The following is a 22,804-nucleotide window of genomic DNA, read 5'->3' as shown; positions in this document are numbered from 1 at the left end:
TCAATCCGGTAACTTATATTGCCCAACAATACGCTTGGCAAACTCTGGAACGTGCGCTTCTAATTTCTCTGGATGATTTCGCTTTACATACAAATAATTCCGAGTAAAGTGAGAATCAATCGAAAACCGCGCATATTCCAAACCCTTGGGGCCGATTTTTTCGATCACCACACCCATAAGTTTCGCCGCCCACATCGGGAGAGTCACGCCTTTATCGTAAGCAGGAATACTTTGCTGTACGGCTTCTTTGCGATCGCCTTTAGACGTAACTGGTTGAGTGTCTAACTGATCTTGTACCAAATCCAGCATTTCCTTACCAGTGTCATTTCTAACAACAATCCATTGCCAGCCGAAGGGTGCGCCCATGTAACCAACAACTAAATCTGCTAGGGAGTTGACATAATCAAAGCAACTCATACAGGATGGCGCAAAGACATCTTTAAGTTTGTTTGTCTTCAAGCCAAAGAAAGGCACTGTTTCTGATGAGCCATCCTCATGTTTGAAGTGAACCCGGAAGTCTTGCATGAATTCGTAATGCACAACTGTATCAGGCGATCGGCTAGTTGTTTCTAAGAATTTTTGCAGTCCGGCGCGGTTAACATTGTCTACGCAGGGCGTACCCAAAACATACAGCTTTTCTAAACCCAGTTGTTTTTCTACGGCTCGTAGCGCCTGGATTTGGCAACCAACACCAATTACCAATAGCCGCTTCATCCCCGATTTTTCTATCTGTTCCAATACAGAAAGGTTCGGGGAAAGTGTTGGTTTATTTACCCGCGCTGCTAGTATTTCTTCTGGAGTCCGGGCGATAACTGGCATGGGTTGAAATCGGTCTTCTTTGGTATTTTGCACACAGACGACACCTTCGACTAAGCCGCGAGTGAGCATTTCAATAGCAATGCTGCTAACAATACCCGTCCATTGTGCGCCTTCGATTGGTTGCTGTTTCCGCGCTGCCATCATGTCTTGATGGACACCAAAGTATAACTCATCAGGATTGTCGAGATGGCGCGATCGCGTGTGCGTTTCAACTTCTAGTTCGCCTATTTGCTGATTAATAAAAGCACAGGCTTCCTTGACATAGTGAATATAATATGTATCACATAGTCCGCACTCGCTACAAAGTTCTTTCGCAGGGCGACGGCTAGTAGGTTTGAGAGCTTTGGCTTTTTTGTGAGGAAAAACTGAGGTCATATAAATTTTTTGTTTTATCCAGTAATCGCTTTTATAAAATTCCCTGTAAGCGTAAAACTCAGAGTCTTTAGACCTGAGATATAAGCGATTCGTGTGAACGCCACTTGTTCCACTTGGGGAAACCCCAAGACCCTCCGGGTATGCCTCCGGCACGCCAAAGGCGAACGGCAGTCCCCCTTCTCCTGGCGGAGACGCTACGCGAACGACAGGAACCGCCAAGACGGGGGCTGCCTCACCGCAGTGGCTCCTTTAGTCACCTAAGTTTACTCTTTTGTCACATACTAAAACAGTAAACTAAAATCACTAAAAAAATGAACTTCAGGGTAACTGAAAGTTTCAATATTTTAAAACCCCTCATTTGTATGAAGGGTTAATGCATTCAGGTCATTTTAGCAAACATTAATTTACTGAGTATCTGCTGTTTCAGATTAGTCAATTTTGCCGTTAGTTTGTTGCAGATAACTTAAAAACCAACTTGCCGCCGTTGCTCTGCGAGTTTGCCGAGGCCCAAATTCACCGATTTTATATCCTTTGAAACCTAGTTTTTCTTTGAGCATTTGTTTATTTTCAGGAGGAATAGAACGAGTCAACTTAACTGTTGCAGAGCGAGATTCGATGAAATTTGGTGGTTGTGGATACTCGTTTTGCCATTCTGGTGCAACTTGGCTAGTATCCCATTGTGCAGTTGAGGAATCATAGCGATATCCTAAATAATGCCATAGCATCTGGTTGACTGTGGCATCATCAAGTTCATCATTAATAATTGCCCAAATTGTTTCTGTATTGAGTGGTGGCAGGTCAGACATATCGAGGAATACGCTTTGATTTCTGGATTAATTTAGTTTAAAAGGGAAAATGCAAAAGGCAATGGAATGGGAAAGAAGGCTCTTTTTATGAAGAAGAATTCAGGAGTCAGAAAACAGGTATGAATTCTGTACGACTGGGTGGTGAATATTGGTTTAAAACCAAGCCTAATTGTGGGCGAAACAAATTTTAAATATTATTTCTTATTCAAATTTTATCCCTTTATGGGTAGAGTATTCTGAATTCTGACTCCTGACTACTTTTTATGGTAGTGAGTTTTTTCAAAAATGTTTTGTTAACAATCTTGTGGCAATTATCTGACCGATTTCTATGGTTTAGCGATCGCACTCGCACACGTAACAGCAACATTGCCAACCCCAGTATTCCTAGATTCAGACTCAGCTATCAGTTGAATTTCTCCGGTTGCTGTGCGAATAAATCCAGTTGCTTCGATGATGGGAGGATTTGGGTTGTCGGCGATGGGTTTAGCTTGCCGTTGAAATTCAGATACATCACGAATATCCTTCCAAGAGCGTAGGCGTAGCCCGTCGTAGACATCGCTCCTTAACTCTTCGTTTGGATTGGGTGGCAATCCTCCTCGTCCTGTAGCCACAAAGCTACTGCCTTGAGCATTGCACCCTGTCGCAATTTTTTGGCTAGAATCTACAAAATTCACAGGCAGCTGCACGACTCCAGCACTTGGATCAAGACCCAAATTATTAATCTGCACTGTCCCGTTCACACCAAATTGCGAACTGGCGGTAATGTCACTATTGGGAGTGTTTTGGGGCTGAAACTGGAGTCCAAAGATACTCTGAGAAGTAATACTAATCTTACCGCCGTTCCCAGTAAAGGCATTAGCGCGAATATCACTGTCCTCCGACAGCACACCAATGATAAACCCATTGGGGATATTAATCGTAATATTGCCACCATCGCCCCCCGCTTGAGCAGTGCCTGCGGTAGTCGAAATCAAGCTATTGCGCCGTAGCAACAATAGATCGCGTACATTCAGGGTAATGTTGCCGCCTTGAGTACTCGCAGTTTCAGCAGTGAGTGACGCGCTCTTATCAAGGTTAACTTGATTAGCTGTAACCAGGATATTGCCGCCTGCACCACTGCCTAAACTCCCCACTGCGATCGCTGCTTTATCCTGGAATAAAGCTGTTTTTGCTGCCACGGTGATGTTGCCGCCCTTGCCTGTAGAACCCGCAGTTGTGGTGGCGAACAGTCCAGTGTCAGCACCAGTAAGCATCAATTGGTCTGTCAGTTTAAATGTAATATCTCCTGCGGCTCCACTGCTATTAGTATTAGAAGATACTCGCGCTCCCTGGCTTAAGTTGACGCGATTGGCAGTAATAATCAGGTTGCCGGCGTTGCCACTACCAGAAGTGGAAGCAGATAGTTCTACACCTCCATTAATAGTAAATTGGCGAGTCGCCACGCTAATATTTCCAGCATTGCCACTGCTGCTAGTTTCGGCAGTTAACTTACCTGCACCTGTCAGGTTAATCGTGTCTGGAGCAGTGAGAATCAAGTCGCCGCCCTTACCACTACCATTGGTGGACGCAGAGATTTGGGATTGAGGCGCGAGGAACACATTTAAAGTGGGGTCATTGGCGTAGGGATTGAGCCGCAGCGTGCCAGCAGGGGCTTGTCCTTGGGTATCGGCAAAAACTCCAACGATACCCGCCAGATTCATTTGGGAAGCATTAAGCGTAATACTGCCACCACCTTCGGTATTAGTTGCCGTGGCGCTTGCTGTAGCAACAATGCGGGCGTTATCAGACAAGTTAAGACTGGGAGTATTGATGATAATATCGCCGGCTTTACCCGCGTCGGTAGTTGCTACCGAAACAACCGGGGAAGCGCCTTGCATTTGGGCGATGTTTACAGATGTGGGAGCATTCACTGTGATCGTTCCACCCTTCCCACTGCTCTGAGTGGCGGCGGTAATCTGTGCATCTCCAGTAACGACAACGGTGGGGCTGTTGAGGGTAATGTCGCCCGCTTTGCCAGTACTGCTGGTGGTGGCAGAAAGACTGCTACCGTTGGTGAGGTTGATGCCCTGCCCAGTGGTAACGGTAATATTCCCTGCATTGCCGCTATTGCTGGTGCTGCTGAGAATTTGACTCTGGTTGAACGTCGCATCACCAGCGCTGGTGATGTTGACATTGCCGGCGCGATCGCTGCCTTTGGTGTCGCTTGCAATCCGGCTGTTGGTGAGGGTGAGATTCCCATTGCTGGTAATGCTGACATCGCCCGATCGCCCTGTTCCAGTAACCGGAATTGTGATTTCCCCTATAAGTGGGATGTCTATTGTCACCTGTTTGCCAGTCAAAATTACGGTATCAGCGATCGCCAAATCTGCCTGCCCATTCACTGCAACCGCCCCCGCCTGTGCGGAGGAGGATGCCGTCAATATTTGCAGTCCAGACAACTGGTTTTTTGCGTCTAATATGACATTTCCGCCAGCGTTTGCGGTTCCTTGGGGCGCAACCGAAAAAGTATACAGGCTGCTTCCCCCTCCAGTAATATTCCCATTCTGTGCGATTAGAGCGATCGCGCCGCCATTGCCACTATTACCATTTGAGAGTGAGAATGAGGACAAATCGCTATTGGTAGCGACGTTGCCATTCTGTGCGATTAGGGCGATCGCCCCGCCATTGCCACTGTTGCCAGTTGATGAGTAGGAGAATGAGGACAAGAGGCTATTGCTATTGTTGGTGAGATTACCGTTGGTGCTGGTAAAGGCGATTGCCCCGCCATTGCCACTATTGCCAGTTGATGAGTAGGAGAATGAGTACAAGAAGCTATTGTTGGTGAGGTTGCCGTTGTTGCTGGTAAAGGTGATTGCCCCACCATCACCACTGCCATTTGTTGAGATCGAGTATGAAGACAAGTAACCGTTGTTGGTGAGATTGCCATTGGTGCTGGTAAAGGCGATCGCACCGCCATTGCCACTGTTGCTACCACTTGAGCTTGAGTCCAACATGCCATTGTTGGTGAGATTCCCATTGTTGGTAGAGAGAGCGATCGCCCCTCCCGTTCTACTCGTGCCATTCGTGGCATTCGAGCCTGAGTTGAACTGGCCATTATTAATCAGGTCGCCATTGGTAGCAGAAAGAGCGATCGTCCCGCCATTGCCACCGTATGAGAATGAGTACAACTGGCCATTGTTGGTGAGAGTGCCATTGGTTGTAGAAAGAGCAATCGCCCCGCCATTGCCACCGTATGAGAATGAGTACAACAAACTATTGGTGGTAAGGTTGAGGTCGCCATTGGTTGTAGAGAGAGCGATCGCCCCGCCATTGCCACTGTTGCCAGTTGTTGAGTTTGAGGCTGAGTACAAGGAACCATTGTTAGTGAGAGTGCCATTGGTTGTAGAAAGAGCGATCGCCCCGCCATTGCCACTGTTGCCAACATCTGAGATTGAGGCTGAGTACAAAAAGCCATTGTTGGTGAGAGTGCCATTGGTTGTAGAGAGAGCGATCGCCCCGCCATTGCCACTATTGCTAACATCTGAGGTTGATGCTGAGTACAAAGAGCCATTGGTGGTAAGGTTGCCATTGGTGGTAGAGAGAGCGATCGCCCCGCCATTGCCACTATTGCTAACATCTGAGGTTGATGCTGAGTATAAAAGGCCATTAGTAGTGAGGTTGCCATTGTTGGTAGAGAGAGTGATTGTCCCGCCATCTCCCCCGGTTTGATTGGACACATCTATACTCCCAACCTTAATATCTCCACTACCAGCCACCAGGCTAACGACTCCCCCAACGTTATTAAACGGTTGCACCACCACATTGCCCATCAGCGTAATTCCACTTGGAACTATACTCCCTGTGTAAACAGGTGGATTGTTTTGATTGCTGCCGCCATAAATCAGATTTGTCTGCCCAGACCGGATAATTAACCCCGAATGGGTGCTTAAAATGGCATCACTCCCCGTAAAGGTGGAGACTAGATCGGGGTTTGTAATTATAATATTCCCCTGAATCTTCACACTGCCCAATGACTCAATTAGCAGAGATGCACCAGTGTACCCACCCGCAATATCCACATCTCCAGCACTGCTAATAATGGGGTCATATCGGCTGATAAAGGTGGCGGGTTGTCCCGATTGACTAAGGATTTGAAACTCACCACCGCTAAAAAAATGGGCATCACCTGAAATTGTGCGATCGCTGACTAGACTCAATTTACCGAAGCTATGAAACTGGGATTGGGGATGATTCAGGGTAAAAATATCAATACCCTGATTCCCTTGAATCATTAAGTCTCTACCTGCACTGGCGATAAATGGATTGGTGACATTATCCCGAATTTGTACCGTCCCTTGAGCGTTCAGAGTGACATCTCTACCTGCTACCAATTGTCCTTGCAAATCGAGATGGTTTGCTTCCAAAGTCAGGTCTTGTCCAGCAGTAAGATTCCCCCGATTAGCGATCGCAGAACCGGATGGAATAGTGCCCCTTTGTAATCCTAATGGCACGTTGATGATTAGTAGCGGTGGTGCTTGCGGACGGGTGGCGCTGAACTCACTGCCATCAGAAAATTTGAAACTGCTAGCAGTGCTGGCAACAAAGGAACCGCCGATGTTTAACTGGGCATTGGAACCAAAAATAATCCCGTTGGGATTGATCAAAAATAGATTGGCAATCCCATTGGCACGAATCAGCCCATCAATACTAGAAAAATTGCTTCCAGTCACCCGCGTTAGGATATTTTGGATTGCAGCCGGATTATTGAAAAACGCCTCGCCGCCTGTGGGAACGGAAAACTCACGGAAGCTGTGAAACAAATTCACACCCCTGATTGTGCCTCCCTCAATTGTGCAATTTGTGCAGCCAGGTGTTACCTGAGAATTTACTGGAAGCGTAGAATCGGGAACAATTTGAGCGAGAACGGGAGTGTAAATCAGACAGGTAAGCAGGACACTACTAAACTGGCACAGTAGAGAAGCTAAATGTTGCATCTGGGGTTCGAGTTTGCAAGAACAAAAGAGAAGATCGAGTGAGAGGTTCTCAGCAACCACTCAACTAGCGATTTCAATGGAAGGGCTATGGTGAATATGGTTCCCGTTTTAGGTTGAGAGTGAACAGTTAAAGCTAACTGGTGAGGGCTGTCATTAGTCCTTTATCATTGGTAATTAGTAAGGGCTTTAAGCCTGTTTCCGTTTCATCACATACTTGAATGAATTTTTTCGCGCCAACTTACGATGAGAATTACAGCGTATTGCAGGTAAATGAAGTACACGGGTAGGGGCACAACATGTTGTGCCCCTACGATGATCTGTACCTCACCAAGTTCCAATCTGCTGTAAGTACGATTCTTTCTTTTGATTTTTAACTTTTGCCTTGTTCGCAGCTAGACTGGAATCGTAAAGATTAGACCAGTTTATGCAGAATTCTACAGCACTGCCAAAAATTACCCGTGCCCATGTATTCATTTCTGGCCGAGTTCAAGGAGTGGGGTATCGCTATTCCACTGTGGATACAGCTAGACAGTTAGGATTAACCGGTTGGGTGCGGAATCTCCCCGATAGTCGAGTAGAGGCAGTCTTTGAAGGGGCGCGAGAGGTTGTAGATGATATGCTTCGCTGGTGTCATTCTGGACCACCTGCTGCTGTGGTTAAAGATGTTGTGGTTGAGTATGAAGTCCCTGAAGGGTTACAAAGATTTGAAGTTAAGCGGGTTGAGTAGAAAGTAATGCTAATATGCAGCTTTAGATACTGCTTTTGCTGGGCATTAAAATGACATAAATCAACGATCGCTAATTACAATATTTAAGATCGGCTAAATTTGCAATCATACTTTGTATGGTAGTTCTGTACGCGCCTTCAGATTTCATCGACTGCGATTTTGCTGTCAGCGATTCATCTCCAAGTTATTGGTACGAAGGGCGTTGTCTCGAAAGCGGCCATCGCCTAAGATTACCCCGCACCTCAATTTCCGAAGCGATCGCCCACGGACTAATGCAACAGCTTGCTAACAATGACTGTTATTCTCATGAAGGCAAGATGTTTGGAATACTATTGGTTGAACTGCCTAATGGCGAACAACGAGTACTAAAAGCTTTCTCCGGTCTTTTGAATGGTTGCAGCGTAGTTGCAGGCTGGGTTCCACCAATTCCAGGACGAGATGAAGTTGCTTTAGAGGAAGCCCGCACTTTAGCACAGTTAGACGCAATTAAACAGGAAATCCTTAGCCTGAAGCAACTAAGCGAACGCCAGCAATATGAAACCTTGTCCGATGAATTTAAGCAACAATTGCAAGCAATGAGCGATCGCCATCGTCATTGCAAACATCAAAGACAAGAAAAACGTCAGCAAATCTGCAATACACTCACTACAGAAGCACTCACCATTGCCCTTGAACAACTAGACGAAGAAAGTCGTCAGCACGGAATTGAGCGACGACAACTTAAACGCCAGCAAAATGAAGTATTACAGCCCCTTCAGCAGTTAATTGCAGCAACGGATACGCGAATTAGCGAACTGAAACAACAGCGTAAAGCGTTATCCCGTCAATTACAAGCTCAGATGCACGCTACCTATAGCCTGACTAATTTTTTGGGGCGATCGCTATCATTACAGCAATTGATGCCGACAGGTTTACCCACTGGCACTGGAGACTGTTGTGCCCCAAAGTTACTGCATTATGCAGCAACACACAATTTAAAACCACTGGCAATGGCAGAGTTTTGGTGGGGTGCATCTTCAATAAATCAAGATAAAATTCAGGGAGAATTTTATGGCGCGTGTGCCGAACGATGTCAGCCATTGATGGGGTTTTTACTCTCAGGTTTAATACCTAACCCCCCAGCCCCCTTCCCTGCAAGGGAAGGGGGAGTAAAAAGCCTTTCTTTATCCATTATTTATCAAGACGAATGGCTCATTGCTGTAAATAAACCTGCTGGGCTACTTTCAGTACCTGGGCGTTATAGCGATCGCCAAGATAGTGTTTTGAGTCGCTTACGTCATCTGTTACCGGATGGTATGGCACTTGCATCTGTGCATCGCCTAGATCAAGAAACATCTGGGATTTTGTTGTTAGCACGCGATCGCCAAACCCACCGACAACTCAGCCAGCAATTTCAGCAACGCCAGATTCACAAGGTTTATGAAGCCATACTTTCTGGTGTTGCGATCGCTGAACAAGGTGTAATTGACTTGCCATTGTGGGGAGATCCTGAAAATCGCCCTTATCAAAAAGTTGATTGGCAACACGGTAAACCCAGCTTGACACAATTCCAAGTAATGGCGAGAGAACAAGATTACACTCGCGTAGAATTTACGCCGCTAACAGGACGCACCCATCAATTGAGGGTTCATGCAGCTGATGCACGAGGACTTGGGATAACTATTTTAGGCGATCGCCTTTATGGATGCTGTGCAGTTACTAGTCGGTTACATCTGCACGCGAGGGAACTTAGCTTCGAGCATCCACAGTTCAAGAAAACCTTGTATTTAAAAGCAATTACGCCCTTTTAAAAGAACCCACAAGAATCAAAGTATAGCTTTGTCTTTCCTAAAAGCTAGCCTATTGCTTTTTTAATTTGTATGTGATAATTTTTGCTTGTAGTTAATTAAACGGTTATCCGACTGACTTACCGTACTTACAAAAATAAATATCACAGCTAAAAGACTTCCAAATAAAAATATCCAACGAATTATTGTGAGATTGCTTCACAAGGTTGGACGATTTATTCCTTAAAAATCCCTAGTGAGTGGTAAGAACGAGAGTCCTAGAATTTTCTTTTAGACTCTCATTCTTATCTTTTCTTTAATCAAATGAGATGCACCATGCCAATTGAATTTATTGGAATGATTGGAACGCGACAAATATCTGAGTTAGATGAGCCGAGAGTTGGAATTACTGGCGGTTCCATAGATGCCGCTTATGTTCGCAAGTTTGCTAAAGCACATGAAAATGGTGTTTTTGATCGCGTGCTAGTTGGTTATGGCTCAATGCTGTAATACAACTTTGCGTAAAATCTTAGTATTTTAAAACGCAAGTAAGCAGAGTCTTTTCAAACAATTTAACTACTCACTATTCAGCACTCAAATATTTGAAAGCTGCTGTAAATAATTTGATTATTTCAAAATAGTATGACTAAAGTATTGATTCTCGATGCCAACCAACAACCGTTGTATCCAGTCCGTATCAGCCGTGCTAGGCTGCTATTATCAGAAGGTAAAGCTGCCGTATTCCAGCGATATCCCTTTACTATCATTCTGAAGGAGTCTTTATCTAATCTAAAACTTGAACAACTTGGCTTCAAGCTTCACCCTAGCATTAAAATAATTCGTAATTCATAATTCGTAATGACGCTTGTTCGGCTTTGGCATCTCCCCTTCTCCCAAGGGGAGAGGCTAGCGCCAACGAAGATGACTCACTAACGTAATTCCTAATTCGTAATTAGTTAATCTTGGTGGCCTCCCAGCCGGAGAAATTTATAGATGACAAACGACATTATCTTGGAACCATTGCCAGAAGATCAATGGTTTATTGAGAGCCAGGAACTACGATCCTTTGTAGCAACAGTGCGAGAAATTAGCGCTATCACCGCTAGCGATCGCGCACAAACTCTCGCTAGATTAGAACCCTATTTTAAAGAACTGCTTGCCCAACAGGAATGGCTACCTGAAAAGTTTGCCCAAATTAATCCTGAAAGCAAGATGGGTGGCGGTATAGGTCAGTGGCTACTTTATCGCGCTAAAGACCGTTCCCTGTCAGTCTTCAGTTTGGTGATTCCCCCAGGTTCCACGACTCCCGTCCACGACCATTTAGCCTGGGGATTGATTGGTTTATACAAAGGCAATCAAGAAGAAACAGTCTATCGCCGTGTAGATAACGGCGATGCTGAAGGACACGCACAATTACAAGTAACTGAAGTGCGTAGGCTTCAACCAGGGGATATCTACCGCCTTTTACCCCCAGATGGTGACATCCACGCCGTCAAAACTACATCCCAGAGCGCATCTGTATCTATTCATATTCTGGGTAACGATACTGGCTGCATCTTGCGTCACCAGTTCATCCCAGAATCTCATAGCGTCAAATCCTTTCGCTCTGGATATTCCAACGCTCCCTGCAAAGAGGAAGAAGAAAAAGAACATGCCCAGATACGATAGACCACAACCCCCTATATTCGAGCGAGTTGAAGACGAACGTCTGCACCGCAAACAACGCCTAGCTGCCGCTTTTCGGCTGTTTGGTAAGTTTGGTTTCAGCGAGGGAATCGCAGGGCATATTACGGCTCGCGATCCAGAATTTACAGACCATTTTTGGGTCAATCCATTAGGAACATATTTCGGTCATATCCGAGTTTCTGACCTGATCTTAGTTAACAGAGAAGGTGAGGTGGTTAAAGGCGATGCTGAAGTAAATCGAGCCGCTTTCGCCATCCATTCTCAAATTCATGAAGCTCGCCCTGATGTCATTGCGGCGGCTCATGCTCATTCAATTTATGGTAAAGCCTGGTCTAGTTTAGGTCGTCTCCTTGACCCCTTGACTCAAGATTCCTGTGCTTTTTACGAAGATCATGCCCTATTTGACGATTTCACAGGTGTGGTTTTAGAAACTTCTGAAGGCCAACGACTGGCGCAAGCCTTGGGGCCAAATAAAGCGATAATTCTCCGTAACCATAGTATTTTAACTGTGGGACAGACGGTAGATGAAGCTGCCTATTGGTATATTAGCTTAGAGCGATCGTGCCAAGCCCAACTTCTGGCAGAAGCTGCGGGTAGACCAACTACTATCAAACATGAAACAGCCCGTTTAACACAAACTCAAGTGGGTTCACGTATAAGTGGGTGGTTTGGTTTCCAGCCGCTTTACGCCAGGATTGTCCGTGAAGAGCCTGATTTCCTGAATTAGTCATTGGGCATTGGTTATAAAACAGACGCGTTAACAATTAAAAAATAAATCGCATCTTCAAAAACCAATTATCTACAATCAAAACTCTTGAGGAACAGCAACACAGTGTCAAACATCTGCAATTAACCTAGCTTTTCTCAAGAAAAATTGTAGTACCGTTTCTTCACGCGAAATAATATCTACTCTACCTTCCATTCCCAATTGAATCTGACATAGATTTTTGCCTTTACCTAAAACCAGACTTTCCGGCTCAATAGTCACCTGATAAAAAGCACCTGGGACAGCCGCTTTCGGAGTGGTATTAGCATGAGTAAGAGATCCATTTGTGCTATTTGTTGGGGGAGTCATGGCATCTGGAGAAATCGCCTCGACCTTACCATTGAGAGTGCCATAATCTGGGTAGGGACAAGCACTAACCCGCATTTGAACTTGTTGACCAATTTTGAGCTTACTTTTATCTTCAGATGCCACTACTGCCTTGACAATCTGCTTGGCATTGCTGGGGACAATCTGCAAGACTTCATCGCCGGGACGGACAGTTTGACCGGGGTTACGCAAGTTGATCTGAGAAATAATCCCATCAGCAGTAGCAGTAATAGTGGTGTGATTAAGTTCAATTTCCACTTGCTTGAGTTCGCTAGTATCACGCTCTAGCTGTTTTTCTACTTCAATTCGTTGCTTGATCGTTGCTTGTAGTTCTTTGTCTAAAACTGCTTTGTTACTTAAACCTGCGGCTTTTTCTTGGGCTATGCGTTCGTTAGCAATTTTTACTTCTGCATGACTGGGATTTAAGGCGGCTTTCGCACGTTCCTTTTTAGCGATCGCAGCATATACTGCTTGTTCTTGCTGTTTGGTAGCTAACTGTGCTTCCTCTAATTTATCCCTAGACAATCCTTCCGCTACACTCTCATATCGCTTTTGCTTTAACTTCGCTGCATTCAAAGCCATCTCAGTAGAATGGAGATTTGCTTGAGTTTCTTGGAATTCAGCCACAGCAGTAATTTTTTTATCCTGATATTGGCGCTGGCGATCACTTAATGCAGCCGAGGCTGCATTAATAATCCGGTTAATTTTATCGGTTTCGGCTCTAATTTGATTGTCAAGGCTTTGAATTTGAGCCTTGATTTGCACTAGCTGCAACTTAGCTTGCTCAATATTAGTGTGCAGTTGGCTTTTTTTAGTTTGTAAGCGGGAGTCGTCAATAATGGCGATCGCATCTCCGGTTTTGACAACTTGATTTTCTTTGACGTGAATTTGCATAACTTGGCCTTCAGTTGCCGCTTGCACAATTCGCAATTCCCCAGATGGACGCACAACTCCCTGTCCTTTGACTGTCATCTTATATTTGGTGACTGTAGCGACGGGAATCGCTAGTGCCAAAATGCAGAGAACAAACAGTCCACCAAAGGTAATCCAACGACTAATCGGTGGGAGAAATTCATCTGTTTGAATTGGTTGTAAAAAGTCTGTGTTGTGAACGTTAAGCATAGTTAGACACTTCAAAATTGAAAAATAGGTGAAGATATTAGCTAATGCAGTTCATTTGAGCCACAAAAACCTCATATAGAGACGCGATTTTTCGCCTCTGAAAGACTCAAAAGGACATCATCTAGAAAGTCTAAATGCTCCCCAGTAACTTGTCGTAAATCTTCTGGCGTACCTTGAACTTTCAACTTTCCTTGTTCTAAAAATACAATCCAATCTGCACGCCGGATCACTCTAGGACGGTGACTAATCAAAATAGTAGTTTTCCCCCGACGATGCTCTAAAAGCCTATCTAATATTTGGGCTTCGCTCACTGGGTCGAGTGCGCTGGTAGATTCATCTAGAATTAGGATGGGTGGGTCAGTAACTATGGCTCTAGCTATGGCTAATCGTTGCTTTTGTCCACCAGAAAGATTAGCTCCAAATTCTCCTAAGACGGTTTGATATTTATCAGGTAATTCGCTGATAAATTCGTCTGCACCAGTAATTTGACAAGCGATAATAATGTCTCTAAAAGTAAGGTGAGGATAACTAAATTGGAAATTATCTAGAATAGAACGACTCCAAAAATGGGCTTCTTGTGGTATTAAAACCACCTGTTGCCGCAAACATTCTAAAGAGATATCTTGCTGATTATAAAAACCATAGCGAATATTTCCTGATTGAATTGTATATAAACCAGGAATCAATTTTGCTAGGGTACTTTTACCACAGCCAGATTTACCAATGAGAGCAATTACTTCACCGCCAGGAATAGTTACAGAAAAATCTTGCAGTAAATCAACTCTCCCTGTGTGGTGAAAATTAATTTCAGCGCAAGTAATATCTGCATTAGCAGGAATTTCTACCCACTGCTTTTTAAAATCATTTTCATCTTCTGGAGTAGCATCAATAACTTCTGTCAGCCGTTGAATAACTATTTGGGAAGTGATAAACTCATCTACTAAGCCAATAACAGAACTTAAAAAGCCGAGAAAATTGCTACTCATGCCGTTATAGGCAATTAATTGTCCGATTGTTAAAGTCCGATTAATTACTAAATAGCTACCAATCCAGAGAATACCAATATTAATAAATGTCGAAAGAATACTTGTAATAGTGCTGCTGTAAAGTCCTAATTGCATGGTACTCCAGCCCAAGTTAGCCAGACGACCAAAATTTCCTTGATATTCTTCCTAAGCTTGGGCTGTAGCTTGAGTAGTTTTTAAGACTTGTACTCCCCGAAATGTTTCTACTAAAAAACCTTGGTTTTCTGTACCAGAAACAATCATGTTGCGGGTTTTCTGTCGCAGTGCGGGTAAGAAAAGTAAGTTAACACTAAATAGGCTAAAATAGTGGAATGCTAACCATGAACTACCGCTATCGAATCTATCCCAACATCACTCAAGAACAGTCGCTCAAAGAGTGGATGGATGTTTGTCGCGTTGGCTATAACTATGGTCTGCGAGAAATTAAGGATTGGTGTAATAGTCGGAAGTGCATGGTTGACAGATGCTCGATTGTGCATGAGTACATCATGTCTGCTGGCAGCCCTTTCCCTAGCGAAGTGAAGCAGCTTAATGCCTTGCCAAACGCCAAGAAAGTATTCCCCCGATTGAGTGAAGTACCAAGCCAAGTTTTGCAGCAAGCCATCAAACAACTGCACCGAGCATGGGATGGGTTTCAAAAAGTTGGGTATGGATTCCCCAGATTTAAAAAGTTTGGGCAATTCAAGTCTTTGTTGTTTCCCCAATTCAAACAGAATCCAGTGGACGGGGTACACATTGCCTTGCCCAAACTGGGGATGATTCCAATTAACTTGCATCGCCCAATCCCAACCGGATTTGTGGTTAAGCAAGTTCGGATAATTAGCAAGGCGGATATTTGGTACGCTGACATCAGTATTCAATGTGATGTTAATGTTCCTAATCCAATGCCTCATGGTCATCCAATTGGGGTGGATGTTGGACTTGAAAAGTTTTTGGCAACTAGTGACGGTGTTCGTGTATTGTCGCCCAAGTTCCTAAAGGTGATGCAAAGCAAGCTGAAATTGCTGCAACGCAGACTTTCAAGGAATTTGAAACGCTCTAGTAATTACGAGAAACAACGGATTAAAGTTGCTAGACTTCACCACACCATTAATAACACCCGCAGAGATTTCCATTTTAAGCAAGCTCACGCCCTTTGTGATGCTGGTGATATGGTCTTCATGGAAGATTTGGATTACCGGATTCTTGCCAAAGGGATGCTTGGCAAACAGATGCTTGAGACTGGGTTTGGGCAATTCCGAACTATCACCAAGTACGTGTGTTGGAAGCGTGGTAAATTCTTCGGGGAAGTCAAGGCTAGGGGGACTTCTCAAGAATGCCCTGAGTGTGGTGCAACTGTTAAAAAAGATTTGAGTAGAGTGCATCATTGTCTTGAGTGTGGGTTCATTGCCGATAGGGACGTGGCAAGTGGACTTGTAATCAGGAATAGAGGAATAGAACTAATTAGTACGGCGGGACACGTCGGAACCCAAAACGCCTATGCAGACGGTTTGCCGGGGGCTGATGTATATCAGTCTAGGTCAAAGTCGAAAGCCCGTAAGGGAACAACTAGGAAATCTTTGGGGTAACTCTTAGAAGCCCCGTACCTTTAGGTCGGGGTCATGTCACAAATGCTCTCTAACTGGAGGAGTCAAGTAACGTTTGGTCTTGAAATAAGCATGTATCAAGGGTTTTACTTTGTTTGTATTATAAAAATTTACAATATATCTCAATTTTGCAGCTATCTCAGATGAAACCCCCACAGACCTCTGACTTTTCCCAATGACTATACTACGGTAGCCCTATAGATATATAGTATTAATATATTTAAAAGGGATCAATTTTAATGGTTAACCATATCTTTCGCCGATTAATCGCCAAGTGGATGTCCTCGATCAAAATCAGGAATTCATTTAACAACCAAAATAAATTATTCTCTTCTTCACCAATAGCGGGGGCTTTTGTTACCAGTCTTTGTCTGAGTCTGCTATTTGCTGCCTGCTCATCACCATCAACTGTTAATTCGTCTAATCCTATTGCTACATCTGTTAGTAATTCTGCTTCTAGTAAAGCCACAGTATTAAGATTTGGCTACCAAAAATCGAATATTTTGCTGAGAAACAAAGGTGTCTTAGAAAAGCGTTTGTCACCAGATGGGATATCTGTACAATGGATCGAATTTCCGGCGGGGCCACAATTGTTAGAAGCCATGAATGTGGGTAGTATTGACTTCGGACATGTAGGAGAATCGCCGCCAGTATTTGCTCAAGCAGCAGGAGCATCATTAACTTATGTTGCTGGTATTGCTGTTAGTCCTGCTGGTTCAGCAATTCTTGTTCCTCAGAATTCCTCAATTCAAAAACTTACTGACTTGAAAGGCAAAAAAGTTGCTTTTCAAAAAGGATCTAGTGCCCACTTATTGTTAGTCCAAGCTTTAGAAAAAGCGGGGTTAAAATATACAGACATTGAACCTAAATATTTGCCACCTGCTGATGCCCGCGCTGCATTTGTCAAAGGTAGTGTAGATGCATGGGTTATTTGGGATCCTTTTTATGCAGCTGCTCAAGAGGCAACTAAAGCCAGGGTTTTAATTGATGGGACAGGAATTAATAAACAGGGAGGATATTATTTGGCAACCCGTAAATTTGTCACTGAAAATCCCCAAACAGTGAAGGCCGTTTTAGAAGAAATTCAAAACTTAGAAGAATGGTCTAAGCAGCATCGAGAAGAGGTAGCAAAAACTTTATCATCTGTATTAGGAATTGACATAGCGACGATGAAAATAGCTACGAATAGGAGGAGCTTTGGAATTGTGCCAATTGATGATAATTTGATAGACTTACAACAAAAAGTTGCTGACACATATTATCAGTTAAAGCTGATTCCTAAAAAAGTTGATGTTAGAGATGGAGTGTTAACGAAAGAGCAATATGCTGCATTTTCACCAAAGATTTAGATAGATCAGAATCATAAATCGGCTGTAGGGGTGTAATGGATTTCATTGGTGTCAACTTAAGAAGATAAAGCCCAAATCTGTTGGGTGTAAGCGTCGATCTGTCGATGACGCTTACGCCTAGTTTTAACTAATCCAAACAACTTTTGACGTTCCACTAGGTAAAGAACAGCGTCACCACGTAGAACAGCTTGATATAAATGGTATAAACTACCAAAAACCATCTCTGTAGAAATCAGGTCTAGTGGTTGATTCACAGTGATGCCTACGGCAGTTCAAGAAAAAGACGGATCAATTATCTGGTATTATGAAGTGAAATAATCACAGCTATGGCTTTCGATGCGATCGCTTGATCTTGTAAGGTGCGTTGTGCTTTGGCTAACACGCCTTTGTTCAGTGTCATTTATTACAAGTTAGTAGTTTTAAGTTGAGGCGATCGCTTTGAGATAACCATTTTGGATAGTGCGCTACCAGAGCTACTAACTGTAGGGTAACTAAATGTACAGCAATACAGAGCAACTATAGCGGATAGTACAGCAGTATAGAACATATTTATAGTAACGATGGCGTAAAGTTTTTCAACATAGACACACGACACTAGTTATAATTTCCTATAAGTTGAAAAAACTCTTAAGATTTAGCGTAATGATTACGCTTCTCTCAGACCGATTAGCTGACAACCACATTAGGAGGACTATCTATGGCGCTTGTACCACTGCGGCTGCTGTTGGATCACGCAGCTGAAAACGGTTACGGCATCCCAGCTTTCAACGTTAACAATTTGGAGCAGATTCAGGCAATCATGAAGGCTGCTGTCGAGACAGATAGCCCCGTAATTTTGCAAGCTTCACGCGGCGCTCGTAATTATGCAGGAGAAAACTTCCTCCGTCACCTAATTTTGGCGGCGGTAGAAACCTATCCTCAGATTCCCATTGTCATGCACCAAGATCATGGTAATGCGCCTTCTACTTGCTACTCAGCAATGAAGAACAACTTCACCAGCGTTATGATGGATGGTTCTTTAGAAGCTGATGCTAAAACTCCCGCTAGCTTTGAATACAACGTCAATGTTACCCGCGAAGTTGTAAACGTAGCTCATGCTTTGGGTGTCAGCGTTGAAGGTGAACTCGGTTGTTTGGGTTCTCTAGAAACTGGTGCTGGTGAAGCTGAAGATGGTCACGGGTTTGAAGGTACACTCGACCACTCTCAACTGCTAACCGACCCCGATGAAGCTGTTGACTTCGTAGAAGCAACCCAAGTAGATGCTCTGGCTGTTGCTATTGGCACAAGCCACGGTGCTTACAAGTTTACCCGCAAGCCCACTGGTGAAATTTTGGCCATCAGCCGCATTGAAGAAATTCACCGCCGTCTGCCTAACACCCACTTGGTAATGCACGGTTCATCTTCTGTACCTGAAGATTTACTTGCACTGATTAACCAGTATGGTGGTGCAATTCCTGAAACCTACGGTGTACCTGTAGAAGAAATCCAAAAAGGTATTAAGAGTGGTGTACGCAAAGTAAACATCGACACCGACAATCGTTTAGCTATTACTGCTGCTGTACGTGAAGCTTTAGCTAAAAAACCAGAGGAGTTTGACCCCCGTCACTTCCTCAAGCCTTCTATTACATATATGCAGAAGGTTTGTACTGAACGCTATCAGCAATTTGGCACTGCTGGTAATGCAAGCAAGATTAAGCAAATCTCTTTGGAAGATTTTGCTGCTAAGTATGCTAAAGGTGAACTCAACGTTGTCACCAAAGCTGCTGCTAAAGTTTAATTTTGACAACAAATAAATAGGTGCATAGTGCTGCTATGCTCCTAAAAAATTGAGGATTTCAATATTGATATAAACCGGGTATTTACCCGGTTTTTTGTTTTATTCCCAATTCCCAAGGAATTGGGCATTGGGGAAGAAACTTGTTAAATAATTAATTCCCCCTTATCTCTCTCATCCCCAACCCCTAGAATACCCGATGCTGTAAAGAGGGCATTTGACGGCGGACTTGTTCTAACCTAGTGGGCTTGATTTCTGCGATCGCAATTCCCGGTTTTTCTCCAGCATCGGCTAAAATTACACCCCAAGGGTCGATAATAACGGCGTGTCCGTGGGTTAGACGGCGGGCGTAGTTATTGCCAGTTTGGGCGGGAGCAATGACGTAGGCGGTATTTTCGATGGCTCTGGCTTGCAATAGTACTTGCCAGTGGTCTTTGCCAGTAAAGGCGGTAAAAGCGGCGGGAATAAAGATAACATCAGCTCCCTTATCTGCCAGATGACGGTACAGTTCAGGGAAGCGGACATCATAACAAATAGAAAGCCCTAAATTACCCAGTTTTTCTGAGAAATGGACAGGGGGTAGTTGTGTCCCAGCCACAACCGTGCTGGATTCGCGGTAAGTGTTCCCATCGGGGACATCAACATCAAATAAGTGTACTTTGTAGTAACGGGTAAGTTCTTGACCGCTTGGGTCGATGAGTAGAGTGGTGTTATAAACTTTGCCTGTATTGTCTACAGGAAGTGGAAAGCTGCCGCCCAAGATCGTAACTTGAAAGCGTTGAGCCATTTTTTTGAGAAATTTTTCACTTTCAATAGCGATCGCATCACCTTGTGCGAGTTTATCTTTTTCTTCTCCCATATAGGAAAAGTTTTCTGGCAAGCCTACCAATTCAGCACCTTGACGCACGGCAAGCTCGATTAATTCTTCTGCCTGAGCCAAATTTTTGTGTAGATCGGGCACACTTGTCAATTGAATAGCGGCGGCTAAATAAGACTTCATAGATTCAACAACGAACAGTTGATTTATCGAAGATAGATTATCAAAATATATCGCTACTTCAACATCTGTGGAACTTAATTAGAAATGCGTCAGCGAAGATTTTCTTTAACAGACTTGTTTTATTGCTGATTTTAATTTTCCTCTAGGTTCTAAAAACCTGAGCAAGATTGAGATGAGATTGTGATAGAACCATGATAAAAGCTGTCTGCTGTGGATATATTTATTCTCATTCAAACATTTATTCATCCGCCACTCGGAAAGAATTCATTGCTGTACGCGAATAGCGGGGCGTTTAGCCCATTCTGACTCCTGACTCCTGAATTCTGTTTGATGAAGCAATTATCGTTGCGATCGCACTTCTTTTGCTATTTGCTTTTGCTGGGCAAGTAATTCTAAATTATTCGGAAATTAGTATTGGCTCTTTACGAGTCGCTGGAGGACTATTGTTACTGTTAATTGCTTTGCAAATGCTGCGGGGAGAATTAGATTAGCCAATTATTGAAGAAGGGCGAGATGTTGCAATTACTCCAGTAGCTTTACCACTATTAGCGGGGCCGGGGACTTTGATGACGGTAATGTTGCTGATGTCTAAATCACAAAGTCCGTATCTTAGTGTGGCGGTGGAAATTCGGAGTATGGGAATTAAAGAATTATTTTTGAGCCAGAAAACTCCTAAAAATATTCTTAAATTGTATACAAATGTAAACAAGTTTGAAAAACGAGAAATTCGCGTCTCTCAAACTTGTTGATAAAAATTAACCTAACGTTAGAACAAGATGGATAACTCAAGAGGGTTTTGTTACCAATTGAGTTTCAAAGATACTTTTCTAGAGTGGAAGATAATGTACTTTTAGGTACAGCCCCTACCACCATATCGACTTTTTGTCCATCTTTAAAAATCATTAATGTAGGAATGCTGCGGATGCCGTACTGACTAGCAACTTGAGGATTTTCATCCGTGTTGACTTTGACGACCTTAATTTGACCTTCGTACTGTTCTTTGATTTCCTCGACAACAGGAGCTACCATACGGCATGGTCCGCACCAGGGTGCCCAAAAGTCAACTAAAACAGGTACTTTGCTGTCGAGTACTTCTTGCTTGAAACTAGAATCGGTAACTTGTGCGGCTGTTGACATGCCTAAAACCTTCGCCAATAATATCAGAACTTGGTGAAAATTCTACCATAGCAAAAACCTCAGCTTGAGAGTGCGAGGATGTACATTTGCAAAGAAGCTCTCTTATTTTATTTACAAACATAAGGAACCGCCCGAACAGTAGTCCGGGCGGAGTGTGGTGTGAGGAGTGAACGGAAACATTCGTCTCCGCTATCTCTATTGTAGGCGACATATAGAATTTTTCCAGCAATTGTTTAGGGGGCTGGAAAGATTTATTGATGAATTTGATGGTGGGCATTGGGCATTGGGCATTGGGCATTAGTTATTTATTCTTTCTCCCCCTGTGCTCCCTCATCTCCCTTGTCCCTATGCCCTATGCCCCATGCCCCATGCCCCATGCCCCATTCCCCAATTCTATTTCCCCATACCTAATTGTTGGGCTTTTTGGTAAACTTTACCTTCGGTTAATAGGGAAGGGGCAATCACAACTTCCACTTGCTGCATTTCTTTAATATTTTTGGCTCCTAAAGTGCCCATACTCGTCTTTAAGGCTCCTAAAAGATTGTGAGTGCCATCATCTAGCCCTGCTGGCCCAATGAGTATTTGCTCTAGGCTGCCGGTGGTGGCAACGCGAATGCGGGTTCCACGAGGCAACACTGGGCTAGGAGTCGCCATACCCCAATGATAACCTCGTCCTGGGGCTTCTATAGCTCTGGCAAAGGGGGAACCAATCATCACACCATCAGCACCACAGGCAATGCATTTACAAATGTCGCCACCGGTGATTAAACCGCCATCAGCAATAATGGGGATATAGTTGCCAGTTTCCTTGTAGTAATCATCTCGTGCTGCTGCACAATCTGCGATCGCAGTTGCCTGTGGTACACCGACACCTAACACTCCACGAGACGTACAAGCAGCACCAGGCCCAATTCCCACCAGTACCCCAGCCGCCCCAGCTTTCAACAAATTCAACGTAACTTCGTAAGTCACGCAATTCCCCAACACCACAGGGATGGGCATAGAACGGCAAAATTCTGCTAAATCAAGTGGTACTACAGACTCTGGTGACAGATGTGCAGTAGAGACTACTGTAGCTTGTACAAAAAATAAATCTGCCCCAGCTTTCGCCACTGCCTCCCCGTACTTACTTGCACCGACTGGAGTTGCGCTTACCGCAGCAATGCCACCTTGTTCTTTAATTTCCTGAATACGTTTTTCAATTAATTCCGGCTTTATTGGTTCAGCATAGAGTTCTTGCATCAGGGCAACAAATTCATCTTTCCCCACAGAGGCAATCCGATCTAATATTGGCTCTGGGTCAACGTAGCGAGTGTGAATACCCTCTAAATTGAGGACACCTAATGCTCCTAACTGTGACAAACGTACAGCCATACGAACATCTACTACGCCATCCATAGCACTGGCAATTATCGGGATTTCTCGCTCAATATTCCCAATCCGCCACTTAGTATCTGCTAAACTGGGATCTAGTGTTCTGTTACCAGGAACTAGAGCAATTTCATCTATTCCGTAAGCTCTACGAGCTGTTTTTCCCCGCCCAAGTTGAATTTCCACGCTTTAACT

At 44.0% G+C, this 22,804-nt stretch carries 18 protein-coding genes and 3 pseudogenes; 11 read left to right on the top strand and 10 right to left on the bottom strand.

What is annotated here, in order from left to right:
- The 3 genes from V7K98_RS12655 to V7K98_RS12645 form a co-directional block, all read right to left on the bottom strand.
- Positions 1–1,194: a Coenzyme F420 hydrogenase/dehydrogenase, beta subunit C-terminal domain gene (locus V7K98_RS12655; protein ID WP_335022327.1), complete on the bottom strand. Its 1,194-nt coding sequence runs from the start codon at positions 1,192–1,194 to the stop codon at positions 1–3.
- Between the two features lie 428 nt (positions 1,195–1,622).
- Positions 1,623–2,000, bottom strand: coding sequence for a DUF1823 family protein (locus V7K98_RS12650; RefSeq protein ID WP_335022196.1), 378 nt, complete (start codon positions 1,998–2,000; stop codon positions 1,623–1,625).
- A gap of 326 nt (positions 2,001–2,326) precedes the next feature.
- The gene (locus V7K98_RS12645) at positions 2,327–6,973 is read right to left on the bottom strand and encodes a beta strand repeat-containing protein (RefSeq protein ID WP_335022194.1); all 4,647 of its coding nucleotides are present in this window, start codon (positions 6,971–6,973) and stop codon (positions 2,327–2,329) included.
- A gap of 424 nt (positions 6,974–7,397) precedes the next feature.
- On the opposite strand from V7K98_RS12645, the gene V7K98_RS12640 reads away from it, so the two are divergent.
- The 6 genes from V7K98_RS12640 to V7K98_RS12615 all read left to right on the top strand — a co-directional run bounded on the left by V7K98_RS12640 (position 7,398) and on the right by V7K98_RS12615 (position 11,879).
- Positions 7,398–7,700, top strand: a complete 303-nt coding sequence (locus V7K98_RS12640; protein WP_094340299.1) for an acylphosphatase — start codon at positions 7,398–7,400, stop codon at positions 7,698–7,700.
- 116 nt (positions 7,701–7,816) lie between these two features.
- Positions 7,817–9,490 carry an RluA family pseudouridine synthase gene (locus tag V7K98_RS12635; RefSeq protein ID WP_335022192.1) on the top strand — a complete coding sequence of 558 codons (1,674 nt, stop codon included), beginning with the start codon at positions 7,817–7,819 and terminating at the stop codon, positions 9,488–9,490.
- 312 nt (positions 9,491–9,802) lie between these two features.
- Positions 9,803–9,976 carry a hypothetical protein gene (locus V7K98_RS12630; protein ID WP_335022190.1) on the top strand — a complete coding sequence of 58 codons (174 nt, stop codon included), beginning with the start codon at positions 9,803–9,805 and terminating at the stop codon, positions 9,974–9,976.
- 132 nt (positions 9,977–10,108) lie between these two features.
- Positions 10,109–10,318 (top strand): RRXRR domain-containing protein, encoded by a 210-nt coding sequence (locus tag V7K98_RS12625; RefSeq protein WP_335022188.1) that lies wholly within the window; start codon positions 10,109–10,111, stop codon positions 10,316–10,318.
- Positions 10,319–10,459: 141 nt separating this feature from the next.
- On the top strand, positions 10,460–11,134 hold the full coding sequence (locus tag V7K98_RS12620) for a hypothetical protein (protein ID WP_335022186.1): 675 nt from the start codon (positions 10,460–10,462) through the stop codon (positions 11,132–11,134).
- Complete coding sequence (locus V7K98_RS12615; RefSeq protein ID WP_335022184.1) at positions 11,118–11,879, top strand: class II aldolase/adducin family protein; 762 nt, start codon at positions 11,118–11,120, stop codon at positions 11,877–11,879. The genes V7K98_RS12620 and V7K98_RS12615 overlap by 17 nt, the downstream gene beginning before the upstream one ends.
- Positions 11,880–11,987: 108 nt before the next feature.
- Here V7K98_RS12615 and V7K98_RS12610 read toward each other — a convergent pair whose 3' ends face one another.
- Positions 11,988–13,367, bottom strand: coding sequence for an HlyD family efflux transporter periplasmic adaptor subunit (locus V7K98_RS12610; protein ID WP_335022182.1), 1,380 nt, complete (start codon positions 13,365–13,367; stop codon positions 11,988–11,990).
- A 71-nt stretch (positions 13,368–13,438) separates the two neighbouring features.
- Positions 13,439–14,680, bottom strand: a pseudogene (locus V7K98_RS12605) (peptidase domain-containing ABC transporter); the annotation flags it as partial.
- Between the two features lie 23 nt (positions 14,681–14,703).
- Between V7K98_RS12605 and V7K98_RS12600 the strand changes: the two are divergent.
- Positions 14,704–15,960 carry an RNA-guided endonuclease InsQ/TnpB family protein gene (locus V7K98_RS12600; RefSeq protein ID WP_335022180.1) on the top strand — a complete coding sequence of 419 codons (1,257 nt, stop codon included), beginning with the start codon at positions 14,704–14,706 and terminating at the stop codon, positions 15,958–15,960.
- A 238-nt stretch (positions 15,961–16,198) separates the two neighbouring features.
- Here V7K98_RS12600 and V7K98_RS12595 read toward each other — a convergent pair whose 3' ends face one another.
- Entirely contained in the window at positions 16,199–16,447 is a 249-nt protein-coding gene (locus tag V7K98_RS12595; RefSeq protein WP_335022338.1) for a hypothetical protein, read from the bottom strand.
- Between V7K98_RS12595 and V7K98_RS12590 the strand changes: the two genes are divergently transcribed.
- Positions 16,350–17,327: a sulfonate ABC transporter substrate-binding protein gene (locus V7K98_RS12590; protein WP_335022325.1), complete on the top strand. Its 978-nt coding sequence runs from the start codon at positions 16,350–16,352 to the stop codon at positions 17,325–17,327. The two genes, V7K98_RS12595 and V7K98_RS12590, sit on opposite strands and share 98 nt — an antisense overlap.
- Positions 17,328–17,383: 56 nt before the next feature.
- On the opposite strand, the pseudogene V7K98_RS12585 reads toward V7K98_RS12590, so the two are convergent.
- Positions 17,384–17,593: pseudogene (locus tag V7K98_RS12585) on the bottom strand (IS4 family transposase); the annotation flags it as partial.
- A gap of 431 nt (positions 17,594–18,024) precedes the next feature.
- Between V7K98_RS12585 and fba the strand changes: the two are divergent.
- Entirely contained in the window at positions 18,025–19,104 is a 1,080-nt protein-coding gene (gene fba, locus V7K98_RS12580) for a class II fructose-bisphosphate aldolase (RefSeq protein WP_196525303.1), read from the top strand.
- 184 nt (positions 19,105–19,288) lie between these two features.
- Here fba and V7K98_RS12575 read toward each other — a convergent pair whose 3' ends face one another.
- Positions 19,289–20,101 (bottom strand): carbon-nitrogen hydrolase family protein, encoded by an 813-nt coding sequence (locus tag V7K98_RS12575; protein WP_335022178.1) that lies wholly within the window; start codon positions 20,099–20,101, stop codon positions 19,289–19,291.
- Between the two features lie 323 nt (positions 20,102–20,424).
- Here V7K98_RS12575 and V7K98_RS12570 point away from each other — a divergent pair.
- Positions 20,425–20,730, top strand: a pseudogene (locus tag V7K98_RS12570) (MarC family protein); the annotation flags it as partial.
- A 184-nt stretch (positions 20,731–20,914) separates the two neighbouring features.
- On the opposite strand, the gene trxA reads toward V7K98_RS12570, so the two are convergent.
- Entirely contained in the window at positions 20,915–21,238 is a 324-nt protein-coding gene (gene trxA / locus V7K98_RS12565; protein ID WP_335022176.1) for a thioredoxin, read from the bottom strand.
- A 166-nt stretch (positions 21,239–21,404) separates the two neighbouring features.
- Here trxA and V7K98_RS12560 point away from each other — a divergent pair, with 166 nt between their 5' ends.
- The gene (locus V7K98_RS12560; RefSeq protein ID WP_335022174.1) at positions 21,405–21,539 is read left to right on the top strand and encodes a hypothetical protein; all 135 of its coding nucleotides are present in this window, start codon (positions 21,405–21,407) and stop codon (positions 21,537–21,539) included.
- Between the two features lie 92 nt (positions 21,540–21,631).
- On the opposite strand, the gene V7K98_RS12555 is transcribed toward V7K98_RS12560, so the two are convergent.
- Positions 21,632–22,795 (bottom strand): GuaB3 family IMP dehydrogenase-related protein, encoded by a 1,164-nt coding sequence (locus tag V7K98_RS12555; protein WP_335022173.1) that lies wholly within the window; start codon positions 22,793–22,795, stop codon positions 21,632–21,634.
- Between the last annotated feature and the right edge of the window lie 9 nt (positions 22,796–22,804).

Origin of the sequence: Nostoc sp., assembly GCF_036917435.1 — a bacterium.
GTDB lineage: Bacteria > Cyanobacteriota > Cyanobacteriia > Cyanobacteriales > Nostocaceae > Nostoc.
Note: the sequence above shows the minus strand (reverse complement) of the source record. Positions and strands in the feature narration are given on the sequence as shown.